The sequence below is a fragment of the Oceanimonas pelagia genome (assembly GCF_030849025.1).
Classification (GTDB): domain Bacteria; phylum Pseudomonadota; class Gammaproteobacteria; order Enterobacterales; family Aeromonadaceae; genus Oceanimonas; species Oceanimonas pelagia.
This window is the reverse complement of sequence record NZ_CP118224.1, coordinates 2,835,566-2,848,982: the sequence shown is the minus strand read 5'-3', so window position 1 is coordinate 2,848,982 and position 13,417 is coordinate 2,835,566. Positions and strand designations below refer to the sequence as shown.

The 13,417-nt window shown below is 63.4% G+C and carries 10 protein-coding genes; all 10 read left to right on the top strand.

Translation table 11 applies throughout. From position 1 onward, the window contains the following. Positions 1-4: 4 nt before the first annotated feature. The 10 genes from murD (at position 5) to secA (ending at position 13,192) form a co-directional block, all read left to right on the top strand. Positions 5-1,303, top strand: coding sequence for a UDP-N-acetylmuramoyl-L-alanine--D-glutamate ligase (gene murD / locus PU634_RS13635; RefSeq protein WP_306761331.1), 1,299 nt, complete (start codon positions 5-7; stop codon positions 1,301-1,303). After that, complete coding sequence (gene ftsW / locus PU634_RS13630; RefSeq protein ID WP_306761330.1) at positions 1,300-2,475, top strand: cell division protein FtsW; 1,176 nt, start codon at positions 1,300-1,302, stop codon at positions 2,473-2,475. The genes murD and ftsW overlap by 4 nt, the downstream gene beginning before the upstream one ends. Continuing rightward, a complete protein-coding gene (gene murG, locus PU634_RS13625; protein ID WP_306761329.1) occupies positions 2,472-3,539 on the top strand; it encodes an undecaprenyldiphospho-muramoylpentapeptide beta-N-acetylglucosaminyltransferase in 1,068 nt (355 codons plus the stop codon). The genes ftsW and murG overlap by 4 nt, the downstream gene beginning before the upstream one ends. 13 nt (positions 3,540-3,552) lie before the next feature. Beyond that, on the top strand, positions 3,553-5,010 hold the full coding sequence (gene murC, locus PU634_RS13620) for a UDP-N-acetylmuramate--L-alanine ligase (RefSeq protein WP_306761328.1): 1,458 nt from the start codon (positions 3,553-3,555) through the stop codon (positions 5,008-5,010). After that, positions 5,010-5,927 carry a D-alanine--D-alanine ligase gene (locus PU634_RS13615; protein WP_306761327.1) on the top strand — a complete coding sequence of 306 codons (918 nt, stop codon included), beginning with the start codon at positions 5,010-5,012 and terminating at the stop codon, positions 5,925-5,927. Before murC ends, PU634_RS13615 begins: the two co-directional genes overlap by 1 nt. A 1-nt stretch (position 5,928) precedes the next feature. Further along, on the top strand, positions 5,929-6,693 hold the full coding sequence (locus PU634_RS13610) for a cell division protein FtsQ/DivIB (protein ID WP_306761326.1): 765 nt from the start codon (positions 5,929-5,931) through the stop codon (positions 6,691-6,693). Beyond that, positions 6,653-7,909, top strand: a complete 1,257-nt coding sequence (gene ftsA, locus PU634_RS13605; protein ID WP_306761325.1) for a cell division protein FtsA — start codon at positions 6,653-6,655, stop codon at positions 7,907-7,909. Before PU634_RS13610 ends, ftsA begins: the two co-directional genes overlap by 41 nt. A gap of 44 nt (positions 7,910-7,953) precedes the next feature. Continuing rightward, entirely contained in the window at positions 7,954-9,093 is a 1,140-nt protein-coding gene (ftsZ, locus tag PU634_RS13600; RefSeq protein ID WP_306761324.1) for a cell division protein FtsZ, read from the top strand. A 96-nt stretch (positions 9,094-9,189) separates the two neighbouring features. Next, positions 9,190-10,113, top strand: coding sequence for a UDP-3-O-acyl-N-acetylglucosamine deacetylase (gene lpxC, locus PU634_RS13595; protein ID WP_306761323.1), 924 nt, complete (start codon positions 9,190-9,192; stop codon positions 10,111-10,113). A 352-nt stretch (positions 10,114-10,465) separates the two neighbouring features. Further along, entirely contained in the window at positions 10,466-13,192 is a 2,727-nt protein-coding gene (gene secA / locus PU634_RS13590; RefSeq protein WP_306761322.1) for a preprotein translocase subunit SecA, read from the top strand. Positions 13,193-13,417 lie beyond the last annotated feature (225 nt).

Below are 13,417 nucleotides of genomic sequence, written 5' to 3'. Positions count from 1 at the left end.
TGTCATGATCCCTGCGCGCACTGTGATTATCGGACTGGGACAAACGGGACTTTCCTGTGTGCGCCACTGCCTGCGCCTGGGGGTACGCCCGCTGGTGATGGACACCCGCGCCCGGCCGCCGGGGGCCGAGCAGCTGCCCGAGGGGCTGGAGTGTTATTTCGGCGGGCTGCACGGCGAAATACTTGGTGCCGCCGAGCTGATTATCGCCAGCCCGGGCGTGCCTCTGGCCACGCCGGAGCTGCGGCAGGCGGCGGCCGCCGGGGTGGAGATCATCGGTGACGTCGAACTGTTTCTGCGTGAGTGCACGGCTCCCGTGATCGCCATTACCGGCTCCAACGGCAAAAGTACCGTTACCAGCCTGGTGGGCGAGATGGCCGCCGAGGCGGGGCTGTCGGTGGGCGTGGGCGGCAATATCGGCACGCCGGCGCTGGAGCTGCTGAACCAGCCGCTGGAGCTGGCGGTGCTGGAGCTGTCCAGCTTTCAGCTGGAAACCACACCGGGCCTCAGGGCGCTGGCCGCCACCGTGCTCAACATCAGCGAGGATCATCTGGATCGCTACGACTCCCTGGCCCATTACCGGGATACCAAGCTGGGCATTTACCGGGGCGCCGGGCTGTGCGTGTACAGCCGGGAAGACGATGAAACCCGGCCGCCGGCGGATAGCCGGGCGGTCAGCTTTGGCCTGAACCAAGGGGAGTACGGCCGCGTTGAGCACAATGGCGAGCGCTGGCTCAGCGTGTACGGCGAGCCGGTATTGCCGGTGCGTGAGCTGCGCATCGTCGGTGCCCACAATCAGCTGAACGCCCTGGCCGCGATGGCGCTGGCGGACGAAGCGGGTATTCCCCGCGCCGCCCAGCTGGCGGTATTGCGCCGTTTTGCCGGCCTGGCGCATCGCTGCCAGTTTGTGGCCGAGAAACAGGGCGTGCGCTGGATCAACGACTCCAAGGCCACCAATGTGGGCGCCACCCTGGCGGCCATCGACGGCATCGCCGATGGCCTGACCGGCCGGCTGTGGCTGATCGCCGGCGGCCAGGGCAAGGGCCAGGACTTTTCTCCGCTGGTGCCGCTGCTCAACACCTGCATTGCCGGTATGGCCTGCCTGGGCCAGGACAAGCAACAACTGCTGGCACTGGGTGACAATACCCATGAAGTGGCCGACATGGCCGAGGCGGTGGCCTGGTGCGCACAGCAGGCCGGGCCCGGCGACTGGGTGTTGCTGGCGCCGGCCTGTGCCAGCCTTGACATGTACCCCAATTATCTGGCCCGCGGGGAGCATTTCGCGACCCTGGTGGAGGCGCTATGAGGCTGCTGCCCTCATTCAGCTTCGACTGGCTGCTGCGGCCGTCCCAGGGCCATATCTACGACCGCCAGCTGGTGATTCTGTCGCTGGCGCTGATGGTGATCGGCCTGGTAATGGTGTCGTCCGCCTCCATTGCCGAAGGCATTGCGGTGGGGGACGATCCCTTTTACTTCGTCAAGCGCCACGCCAGCTTTCTGCTGATCTGTCTGGTTCTCAGCGCCCTGGTGCTGCAGGTGCCCATGGAGCGCTGGCAGCAGTACAACGGCAGCTTTCTGCTCCTGGCGCTGATCATGCTGGTGCTGGTGCTGGTGGCCGGCCGGGAGATCAACGGCAGTAAGCGCTGGCTGGCGCTGGGGCTGTTCAACGTGCAGCCGGCGGAGATCGCCAAGCTGGCGCTGTTTACCTTTCTCGCCGGCTTTCTGGTGCGCAAGCAGGACGAGGTGCGTGGCCACTGGAAGGGCTTTCTCAAGCCCCTGGCGGTGATGGGCATGTTGTCGGTGCTGCTGCTGCTGCAGCCGGATCTGGGCTCGGTGGTGGTGCTGTTTGTGACCACCCTGGGCATGCTGTTTATCGCCGGCGCCCGCATGGGCCAGTTTATCAGCCTGGTGACCCTGGGCATGGCGCTGGTGGCGGGGCTGATCGCCATGGCGCCCTACCGGGTGAAGCGGGTGACCTCGTTTCTCAACCCCTGGGACGATCCCTTTGGCAGCGGCTACCAGCTCACTCAGTCGCTGATGGCCTTTGGCCGGGGCGGCTGGTTTGGCGAAGGGCTGGGCAACTCCATTCAGAAACTGGAATACCTGCCCGAGGCGCACACCGACTTCGTGTTCGCCATTCTCGGCGAGGAGCTGGGCTTTTCCGGGGTCATGCTGGTGCTGCTGCTGCAGTGCTGGCTGGCGTTCAAGGCGCTGCGCATCGGCCAGAAGGTGCTGAATGGCGGTCGCCAGTATGAAGGTTATCTGGCCGTGGGTATCGGCATCTGGTTCAGTTTTCAGACCGTGGTCAATGTGGGCGCGGCCTCGGGCATGCTGCCCACCAAGGGCCTGACCCTGCCCCTGGTGAGCTACGGCGGCTCCAGCCTGCTGGTGATGAGCGCCGCGGTGGCCATTCTGGTGCGCATCGACTTTGAATGGCGCCGTGACCATATGCAGGCCAGACAGCGGGAGGCACTATGAGCAACAACAAGACCCTGCTGGTGATGGCCGGCGGCACCGGCGGCCATGTGTTCCCCGGGCTGGCGGTGGCGGATCTGTTGCGGGAGGAAGGCTGGACCATTCACTGGCTGGGCACCGCCGAGCGCATGGAAGCCCAGCTGGTGCCGAAACACGGCTACCCGCTGCATACCATCAGCATTGCCGGCGTGCGCGGCAACGGCCTCAAACGGCTGCTGGCGGCGCCCTTTAAAATCGCCAACGCCGTGCGTCAGGCCCGGCGAGTGCTGAAACAGACGCAACCCGATGTGGTGCTGGGCATGGGCGGTTTTGCCGCCGGCCCGGGCGGGGTGGCGGCCAGGCTGGCGGGCATTCCGCTGGTGCTGCACGAGCAGAATGCCGCCGCCGGCATGACCAACCGGCTGCTGGCGCGCATTGCCAGCCGCGTGCTGATGGCCTTTCCCGGCGCCTTTGAGCAGGGCGAAGTGGTGGGCAACCCGGTGCGTCCGGACGTGGTGGCGCTGCCGGCCCCGGCCGAGCGTATTGGCCTTGAGCCTCAGCCACTGCGGCTGCTGGTGGTGGGTGGCAGCCTGGGGGCCAAGGTGCTCAACGATACCCTGCCCGCAGCCCTGGCGCAGGTGAATGCGCAGGTAGCGGTGCGTCACCAGTGCGGCCGGGGCAACAGCGAGGCGGTGCGCTCCGCCTATGCCGCCCACGGTGTTGACGCTGAGGTGAGCGATTTTATTACCGACATGGCCGCCGCCTACGGCGAGGCCGATCTGGTGGTGTGCCGGGCCGGCGCACTGACGGTGTCGGAAGTGGCGGCGGCGGGCCTGGGCGCCATTTTCGTGCCGCTGCCTCATGCGGTGGACGATCACCAGACCAAAAACGCGCAGGCGCTGGTGGATCGGGGCGCGGCCCTGCTGATGCCGCAGGCCACCCTGACCCCGGCGGCGCTGGCACACCAGCTGGAACAGCTGGCCGGCAGCCGCGCACGGCTGCGGGACATGGCCGGCAAGGCCCGGCAACAGGCGATTACCGATGCGGCGGCGCAGGTGGCACACTGCCTGCGCACCCTGGCGAAATAAACGAGAGACTGGCATGACCAAGGTTGAACTGGCAAAACTGAGAAGCATGATCCCCGAGATGAGACGGGTCAGGCGCATTCACTTTATCGGCATCGGCGGTGCCGGTATGGGCGGTATTGCCGAAGTGCTGGCCAACGAGGGCTATGCCATTTCCGGCTCCGACATCGCCTACAACCCGGTCACCGACCGGCTGCAGGCCATGGGCGCCACCATTTTTCTGGGTCATGATGCCCAGCAGGTGGCCGGTGCCAGCGTGGTGGTGGTATCGACCGCCATCAAGGCCGACAACCCCGAACTGCTGGCGGCGAGGGATCTGCGCATTCCGGTGGTGCGCCGGGCCGAAATGCTGGCGGAGCTGATGCGCTTTCGCCACGGCGTGGCGGTGGCCGGCACCCACGGCAAGACCACCACCACCAGCCTGGTGGCCAGCATCTATGGTGAGGCCGGACTGGATCCCACTTTCGTGATCGGCGGCCTGCTCAACAGCGCCGGCTGTAATGCCCGGCTGGGCTCCAGTCGCTACCTGATCGCCGAGGCGGACGAGAGCGATGCCTCCTTCCTGCACCTGCAGCCCATGGTGTCTATCGTCACCAATATCGAAGCGGATCACATGGACACCTACGGCGGTGATTTCAGCAAGCTGGAAGGCACCTTTATCGAGTTCCTGCACAACCTGCCGTTTTACGGCCTGGCGGTGCTGTGCATCGATGACGAGGTGGTGCGCGGCCTGCTGCCGCGCATCGGTCGTCAGTTTGTCAGCTACGGCTTTCACCCCGAGGCCGACTACCGGGTGGAAGACTTTCACCAGCAGGCGGATCACAGCACCTTTCGCGTGTGCCGCCCCGACGGCAGCTGCCTGGACGTGCAGCTCAACCTGCCGGGCCGGCACAATGCCCAGAACGCGGCGGCGGCCATCGCCGTGGCCTGCGAGGACGGCATCGAAGACGGGGCCATTCTGGCGGCGCTGAAGAAATTCGAGGGCGTGGGCCGGCGCTTTCAGCAATACGGCGAGTTCGACACCGGCCGTGGCCGGGTCAAGCTGGTGGACGACTACGGCCATCACCCGAGCGAGGTGCGCGCCACCCAGAATGCGGTGCGTGCCGGCTGGCCCGAACGCCGGCTGGTGACCATTTACCAGCCCCACCGCTACACCCGTACCCGGGATCTGTACGAAGACTTTGTCGACGTGCTGTCGAAAAGCGATGTGCTGATCCTGCTGGAAGTGTACAGTGCGGGCGAGGCGCCCATTCCCGGCGCCGACAGCCGCGCCCTGTGCCGCACCATTCGCAGCCGGGGCCAGGAGCCCATTTACGTGGCCAGTCCCGACGAGGTGCCCATGGTGCTGGCGGAACTGATGCAGGACGGCGACATCGTGCTGACTCAGGGGGCCGGCAACGTGGGTGCCCTGGCGCGCAAGCTGGGTGGCTGCAAACTTTCGGTTGAGGCAATGAAACAGCAAGGAGGCCAGTAATGGAACAATTCGGCAAGGTAGCAGTGCTGTTTGGCGGCCGCTCCGCCGAGCGGGAAGTGTCATTGCGCTCCGGCGCCGCCGTGCTGGCCGGGCTGCAGCGGGCCGGGGTGAACGCCCACGGCATCGACACCAGGGACTATCCGCTGGCGCAGCTGAAGGAAGACGGCTTTGACCGGGCCTTTATCGTGGTGCACGGCCGGGGTGGTGAAGACGGCACCCTGCAGGGGGCACTGGAGCACCTGGGGCTTCCCTATACCGGCTCCCGGGTGCTGGGGGCGGCCCTGGCCATGGACAAGATCCGCACCAAGCAGGTATGGCGCGCCACGGGGCTGCCCACCGCCGACTTCGAGATCGTGCGCCGCAAGGACTACCAGCCGGCGCAGGCCGCCGCACTGATGGCGCGCTTTGCCGGTCCGGTGTTCGTCAAGCCCTCTCACGAAGGTTCCAGCATCGGTATGGCCCGGGCGGAGAATGAATCCGAGCTGGCTGCCGCCATTGAAGCGGCCTTTGAATTCGACGACGAGGTGCTGCTGGAGCGTTTTATCGACGGCGACGAGTATACCGTCAGCATTCTGGGTGAGCGGGCGCTGCCGGCCATTCGCCTGCGCACGCCCCACACCTTTTACGACTACTCGGCCAAGTACCAGTCGGGGGATACCGAATACCTGTGCCCCTGTGGCCTGAGCGAGCAGGAAGAGCAGGCGCTGGGCGAGCTGTGCCTGCGCGCCTTTGAGGCCGTGGCTGCCAGCGGCTGGGGCCGGGTGGATCTGATGCGCGACCGGGCCGGCCAGTGGTGGCTGCTGGAGGTCAATACGGTACCGGGTATGACTGAAACCAGCCTGGTGCCCAAGGCGGCCCGGGTGGCCGGCCTCGACTTCGACCAGCTGGTGGTGCGCGTGCTGGACATGGCGGACTGATATGAGCGAGGCCGCGGTCAGCCGTACCCGGCTGGGCTTTTTGTCCGGCCTGCTGTTTTTCCTGCTGGTGCTGGGCACCCTGATCTGGGGCCTGTGGCAGGCGGTGATGTGGGCCACGGCGGCCAACCAGGTGCCGGTGAACAGCCTGATTGTTCAGGGGGAACACCGCTTTGTGAGCCAGGACGAAATTCGTCAGTCGGTGCTGGCGTTGCCCGAGGTGGGCAACTTTTTCACCCTGGAGGTGGATCGGGTGCAGCAACAGTTGCAGGCACTGCCCTGGGTGTATCAGGCCTCGGTGCGCAAGCAGTGGCCCGACAGCCTGCGGGTGTACATTGTCGAGCAGCCGGTGGCGGCGTTCTGGAACGAGGATGCCCTGGTCAACACCCATGGCGAGGTGTTTGAGGCCCACCGGGGCGAGCTGGATCTGGTGCGCCTGTCGGGGCCGGATCAGGAAGCTCCCCGGGTGTTGGAAGAATACCGGCGGCTGCAGCCGTTGCTGGCGGGCAAGGGCTACGATATTCGCCGGTTGCACCTGACGCCGCGATTTTCCTGGGAACTGACCCTGAGCGATGGTGTCAGGCTGATACTGGGGCGGGACGACATCGAAGCCCGCCTGAAACGATTTGTGAATGTCTATCCGGGCATTGTGGGGCGCGAGCGAGTGGCTTATCTCGACCTGCGTTACGATACCGGACTGGCAGTGGGATGGAAGCAGGACGAAGAGAATGACCAAGAGCGCGGAACGAAATCTGATCGTCGGGCTTGATATCGGCACGGCCAAGGTCACCGCCCTGGTGGGCGAAGTGCTGCCGGACGGTGATCTCAATATCATCGGCCTGGGCAGCCATGCCGCCAAGGGCATGGACAAGGGCGGCGTGAACGATCTCGAGTCGGTGGTCAAGTCCCTCAAGCGGGCGGTGGACGAGGCCGAAATGATGGCCGATTGCCAGATTACCTCCGTGTATCTGGGGCTGTCGGGCAAACACATCGAGTGCCGCAACGAAACCGGCATGGTGCCGGTGTCGGACGAGGAAGTCACCCAGGAAGACATGGACAACGTGATCCACACCGCCAAGTCGGTGCGCTTGTCCGACGAGCACCGGGTGCTGCACGTGATCCCCCAGGAGTACTCCATCGATTTTCAGGAGGGGATCAAGAACCCCATCGGCCTGTCGGGGGTGCGCATGCACGCCAAGGTGCACCTGATCACCTGCCACAACGACATGGCGCGCAACATCGAAAAGTGCGTGGAGCGTCTGGGACTGCGGGTAGACCAGCTTATTTTCAGCGCCCTGGCCTCTAGCTATGCGGTGCTGACCGAAGATGAAAAGGAGCTGGGTGTATGCGTAGTGGATATCGGCGGCGGCACCATGGACATGGCGGTGTTCACCGGCGGCGCCCTGCGCCATACCAAGGTGATCCCCTATGCCGGCAGCACGGTGACCAGTGACATCGCCTACGCCTTTGGCACGCCGCCGCTGGACGCGGAGGCGATCAAGGTGCGCCATGGCTGCGCCTTCAGCCGGCTGGTGAGCAAGGAAGACAGTATTGAAGTGCCCAGCGTGGGGGGACGGCCGGCGCGCAGCCTGCAGCGCCAGACCCTGGCGGAAGTGATCGAGCCCCGTTACAGCGAGTTGCTCGGCATGATCAATCAGGAGCTGGCCCGGGTGCAGACCGAGCTGAAAAAGGCCGGGGTCAAGCATCAACTGGCCGCCGGCCTGGTGCTCACCGGTGGTGCCGCCCAGATCGAAGGCCTGGTGGAATGTGCCGAGCAGATCTTTCAGTGCCAGGTGCGCATCGGCCAGCCCGCCGGCATCAAGGGCTTATCGGATTATGTTGAGACGCCGGTGTATTCCACCGCCGTGGGGCTGCTGCAATACGGCAAAGAGCATCAGTCCATGCCTCAACAGGAATACAACAGCAAGTCCAGTGTTACCAGCCTGTTCAAGCGGGTCGGCAACTGGCTGCGTGGTGAATTTTAATCCTGGCAGGAAACCAGGAACCAAGCGGAGAGAGGGTGAATCCTATGTTTGAACTGATGAATGATCACGAGCAGGAAGCCGTCATTAAAGTGGTCGGTGTGGGTGGCGGCGGCGGTAACGCCGTGGAGCACATGGTGCGGGAAAACCTCGAAGGGGTTGAATTCCTGGCCATTAACACCGATGCCCAGGCGCTGCGCAACGCCAGCGCCCACCACACCCTGCAGGTCGGCAGCGCCATTACGAAAGGCCTGGGCGCGGGTGCCAATCCGGAAGTGGGACGGGATGCGGCGCTGGAGGACAAGGACGCCATCCGCGATCTGCTCGACGGCGCCGACATGGTGTTTATCGCCGCCGGCATGGGCGGTGGCACCGGCACCGGCGCCGCCCCCGTGGTGGCCGAGGTGGCCAAGGAGCTGGGCATTCTGACCGTGGCGGTGGTGACCAAGCCCTTTGCCTTTGAAGGCAAGAAACGCATGAACTACGCCCAGCAGGGCATCAACGAGCTGGCCAAGCACGTCGACTCCCTGATCACCATTCCCAACGACAAGCTGCTCAAGGTGCTGGGCCGGGGCATTTCCCTGCTGGACGCCTTCAAGGCCGCCAACAACGTGCTGCTGGGGGCGGTGCAGGGCATTGCCGAGCTGATTACCCGTCCGGGCCTGATCAACGTGGATTTCGCCGACGTGCGCACCGTGATGCGTGAAATGGGCACCGCCATGATGGGAACCGGCTGTGCCACCGGTGAAGACCGTGCCGAGGAGGCCGCCGAGAAGGCCATCTCCAGCCCGCTGCTGGAAGACGTGGATCTGGCCGGTGCCCGGGGCATTCTGGTGAACATCACCGCCGGCCTCGACATGAGCATTGAAGAGTTCGAAACCGTGGGCAACGCGGTCAAGGCCTTTGCCTCCGAGAACGCCACCGTGGTGGTGGGTACCGTGCTGGATCCGGAGATCACCGACGAACTGCGGGTGACCGTGGTGGCCACCGGCATCGGCGCCGAGCGCAAGCCCGACATCACCCTGGTGAAATCCGGCAACAGCCGCGACGACAACGGCCTGCGCCGTGCCGACAGCGGCCACGACGAACAGCCCGGCAAGCTGGCGGTGGGCGGCGACAATGCCCAGGTGAAAACCGATCTGGATTACCTGGACATTCCGGCGTTTCTGCGCAAGCAGGCTGACTAAAAACGCGCCGGATTGGCGCGGGCGAGGAAAAATGTGTTAGCATGTATGGCCATTTTATATGGTTCGAATCGGGCTATCTGACTGACGGACAATCCTATGATTAGACAACGAACTCTCAAGAATACCGTGCAGGCCACCGGAATCGGTCTGCATTCCGGTCACAAGGTGCAGTTGCGCTTTGTTCCTGCGCCGGCCAACACAGGTATCGTGTTTCGTCGTACCGATCTGGAGCCGCAGGTCGAGATTCGGGCCGACGCCGACCTGGTGAAGGACACCATGCTGTGCACCGCGCTGGTCAACGATCAGGGCGTGCGGGTGTCTACCATTGAGCACCTGTCTGCCGCTCTGGCGGGGCTGGGCATCGACAACCTCTATATCGAGGTGGATGCCCCCGAGGTACCGGTGATGGACGGCAGCTCCCATCCCTTCATCTACCTGCTGCAGTCCGGCGGCATTCGCGAGCTGAACGCGCTCAAGCGCTTCATTCGCATCAAGCAGCCGGTACGGGTGGAAGACGGCGACAAATGGGCCGAGCTGCGTCCCTTCAACAAGGGCTTTCGCATGGACCTGACCATCGACTTCAAGCACCCGGTGTTTGAAGGCCAGAGTCAGCATCTGGTACTGGACTTTTCCGGTGCTGCCTTTGTGAAAGAGCTGAGCCGGGCCCGTACCTTTGGCTTTATGCGCGACATCGAGTACCTGCACTCCCAGAACCTGGCGCTGGGCGGCAGCCTGGAAAACGCCGTGGTGCTGGATGAATACAAGGTGCTCAACGAAGACGGATTGCGTTACCCCAACGAGTTTGTGAAGCACAAGATGCTGGACGCCATCGGCGACCTGTACATGTGCAACCACAGCATTCTGGGCGAGTTCCGGGCCTACAAGACCGGCCACGCCCTGAACAACAACCTGTTGCGGGCGCTGCTGGCGCAGACCGAGGCCTGGGAAATGGTCACCTTCGGTGACGAGGGCGCCGAATCGCCGATCCGTTACTACGACACCGCGTTTCAGCCCGCCTGATTCTCGTGCACACACGCCGGCATCTCTCCGCGCCGGCGTGTTTTATGCTGTTTCCCCCTGCTGTGTGCACGATTTTTGCGCCACTGGCGTCGGTTTTTATCATGCTCCCTGGTCGTGCAAGCCCTTTTGGTGGCCGCCGCCCTTGAATATTGCCCGCTTCGTCACCATATAATTCCCGGTTCGCGCATTCACCTGCCTCTTTTTCTTGCTGCCCCAACGGGTTACATTTGCATGATGAAATGCTGAAAGCGCAGGGCCGGCAGCATGGGGCATATCGTCTTTTCCGGCACTATTTTCGTTATGGCTCCGCGGTGCGCGGGGCGGTCTTTTTCAACATCACAATTGGCCAAGCATGATCACCAAACTCTTCACTCGAATCATTGGCAGTCGCAACGACCGAACCCTCAAGCGACTGCGCAAGGTAGTAAACGAAATCAATGCCATGGAGCCGAAGTTCGAGGCCCTGTCGGACGCCGAGCTGCAGGGCAAGACGGTGGAATTCCGCAGCCGCCTGGAGCAGGGGGAAACCCTGGAGCAGATTTTGCCCGAGGCCTTTGCGGTGGTGCGCGAGGCGTCCAAACGGGTGTTTGGCATGCGTCATTTCGACGTGCAGCTGATCGGCGGCATGGTGCTCAACAATAACCAGATCGCCGAAATGAAAACCGGTGAGGGTAAAACCCTGACCGGCACCCTGCCGGTCTATCTGAACGCCCTTAGCGGCCGGGGCGTGCACGTGGTGACGGTGAACGACTACCTGGCCCGGCGTGACGCCGAGGGCAACCGGCCGTTGTTTGAATTCCTGGGCCTGACCGTGGGCTGCAACCTGCCGGGCATGAGCCATCAGGAAAAACAGGCCGCCTATGCCTGCGACATCACCTACGGCACCAACAACGAATTCGGCTTTGACTACCTGCGCGACAACATGGCGTTCTCGCCCCAGCAGCGGGTGCAGCGGCCCCTGAACTACGCCTTGGTGGACGAGGTGGACTCGGTGCTGATCGACGAGGCCCGTACACCGCTGATCATCTCGGGGCCGGCGGAAGACAGCTCCGAGCTGTACAAGCGCATCGATACCCTGATCCCCAAACTGGTGAAGCAGGACAAGGAAGACACCGAAGAATATACCGGCGACGGCCACTACACGGTGGACGAAAAGAACAAGCAGGCGCTGCTCACCGAGAACGGCCAGATCTTCGTGGAAGAAGAACTCAAGCGCATGGGCCTGCTGGACGAGAACGACTCCCTGTTCTCCGCCGGCAACATCACTCTGCTGTCTCACGTCAACGCCGGCCTGCGCGCCCATACCCTGTTTGAACGCAACGTCGACTACATAGTGCAGAACGACGAGGTGGTAATCGTGGACGAGCACACCGGCCGCACCATGCCGGGCCGGCGCTGGTCCGAGGGGCTGCATCAGGCGGTGGAAGCCAAGGAAGGGGTGAAAATCCAGAACGAAAACCAGACCCTGGCCTCGATCACCTTCCAGAACTACTTCCGCCTGTACGACAAGCTGGCGGGCATGACCGGTACCGCCGATACCGAAGCCTTTGAATTTCAGCATATCTATGGCCTCGACACTGTGGTCATTCCCACCAACAGGCCGATGATCCGCAAGGACATGGGCGATCTGGTGTATCTGACCGCGGCGGAAAAATACCAGGCCATCGTCGCCGACATCAAGGACTGCGTGGAGCGGGGCCAGCCGGTGCTGGTGGGCACCGTGTCCATTGAAAACTCCGAACTGCTGTCACGGATTCTCGACAAGGAAGGCATTCGGCACCAGGTGCTCAACGCCAAGTTCCACCAGAAAGAGGCGGAGATCATCGCCCAGGCCGGCCGCGCCGGCACCGTGACCATTGCCACCAACATGGCCGGCCGGGGCACCGACATTGTGCTCGGCGGCAGCTGGCAGGCGGAAATAGAAGCCCTGGGCGAGGGTGCCACGGCGGAACAGATTGCCGCCATCAAGGCCGACTGGCAGCGGCGCCACGAGGCGGTGCTGGCCGCCGGCGGCCTGCACATCATCGGCACCGAGCGCCATGAGTCCCGCCGTATCGACAACCAGCTGCGCGGCCGGGCCGGCCGTCAGGGTGATCCGGGCTCCAGCCGTTTCTATCTGTCGATGGAAGACGCCCTGATGCGCATTTTCGCCTCGGACCGGGTCACCGGCATGATGAAGAAGCTGGGCATGCAGGAAGGCGAAGCCATCGAACACCCCTGGGTGACCCGGGCCATCGAAAACGCCCAGCGCAAGGTGGAAACCCGCAACTTCGACATTCGCAAGAACCTGCTTGAGTTTGACGATGTTGCCAACGATCAGCGCAAGGTGGTGTATGAGCAGCGCAACGAGCTGCTCGACTCCGGCGACATTCGCGACACCATTGCGGTGATTCGGGAAGACGTGCTCACCGACGTGGTCAACGAATACATTCCGCCCCAGTCGCTGGAGGAAATGTGGGACGTGCCCGGTCTGGAGCAGCGGTTGCAGAGCGACTTCGCCCTGGAGCTGCCCATCGGTGAATGGCTCAAGCAGGACGACAAGCTGCACGACGAGCAGATCCTGGAGCGGGTGCTGGAAGCGGCCGCCAAAACCTACCAAGAGAAGGAGGCCGTGGTGGGTGCCGAGGTGCTGCGCCAGTTTGAAACCTCGGTGATGCTGCAGACCCTCGACAACCTGTGGAAGGAGCACCTGGCGGCCATGGATCACCTGCGCCAGGGCATTCATCTGCGCGGTTACGCCCAGAAGAACCCCAAGCAGGAATACAAGCGCGAATCCTACGAGCTGTTTACCCAGATGCTGGACAACCTCAAGCGCGAGGTGGTGAGCATTCTTTCCCGGGTGCGGGTGCAAACCCAGGAAGAAGTGGACGCCGCCGAGGCCAAACGGCGCGAGGCCGCCGAGCGCCTGCCCCAGAGCTACAGCCACGCCGAGGCGGAAAATCCGCTGGCCGCCGAGCCGCAGACCGCTGCAGGGGAGGCCACGCCCTTTGTGCGGGAAGGCCAGAAGGTGGGGCGCAACGATCCTTGCCCCTGTGGCTCGGGCAAAAAATACAAGCAGTGCCACGGCAAGCTCGGCTGAGCCTGGCGTGATATTGTGATAAAGGCCGCCCGAGGGCGGCCTTTTTAATTTGATAAAAGGCAAAAGGAATAAATTACAAAATATTGCCCTGCTCCCAAAGGTAAATATGGTGGGATAGTTTTTCTTGTGCTCGCAGGAGCAGGGCCGGTTTCACTTTGCTCCTGATTGGCCCATAATTTTCGCCCCCGCCAAAAGGGGAAAATAAAAATAAAGACGGGATAAAAA

Bases quoted from the DNA above. Each gene is read 5' to 3' on its own strand.
- ftsA (WP_306761325.1), top strand. From the start codon at position 6,653: ATGACCAAGAGCGCGGAACGAAATCTGATCGTCGGGCTTGATATCGGC.
- PU634_RS13615 (WP_306761327.1), top strand. From the start codon at position 5,010: ATGGAACAATTCGGCAAGGTAGCAGTGCTGTTTGGCGGCCGCTCCGCC.
- secA (WP_306761322.1), top strand. From the start codon at position 10,466: ATGATCACCAAACTCTTCACTCGAATCATTGGCAGTCGCAACGACCGA.
- lpxC (WP_306761323.1), top strand. From the start codon at position 9,190: ATGATTAGACAACGAACTCTCAAGAATACCGTGCAGGCCACCGGAATC.
- murD (WP_306761331.1), top strand. From the start codon at position 5: ATGATCCCTGCGCGCACTGTGATTATCGGACTGGGACAAACGGGACTT.
- ftsZ (WP_306761324.1), top strand. From the start codon at position 7,954: ATGTTTGAACTGATGAATGATCACGAGCAGGAAGCCGTCATTAAAGTG.
- murC (WP_306761328.1), top strand. From the start codon at position 3,553: ATGACCAAGGTTGAACTGGCAAAACTGAGAAGCATGATCCCCGAGATG.
- murG (WP_306761329.1), top strand. From the start codon at position 2,472: ATGAGCAACAACAAGACCCTGCTGGTGATGGCCGGCGGCACCGGCGGC.
- ftsW (WP_306761330.1), top strand. From the start codon at position 1,300: ATGAGGCTGCTGCCCTCATTCAGCTTCGACTGGCTGCTGCGGCCGTCC.
- PU634_RS13610 (WP_306761326.1), top strand. From the start codon at position 5,929: ATGAGCGAGGCCGCGGTCAGCCGTACCCGGCTGGGCTTTTTGTCCGGC.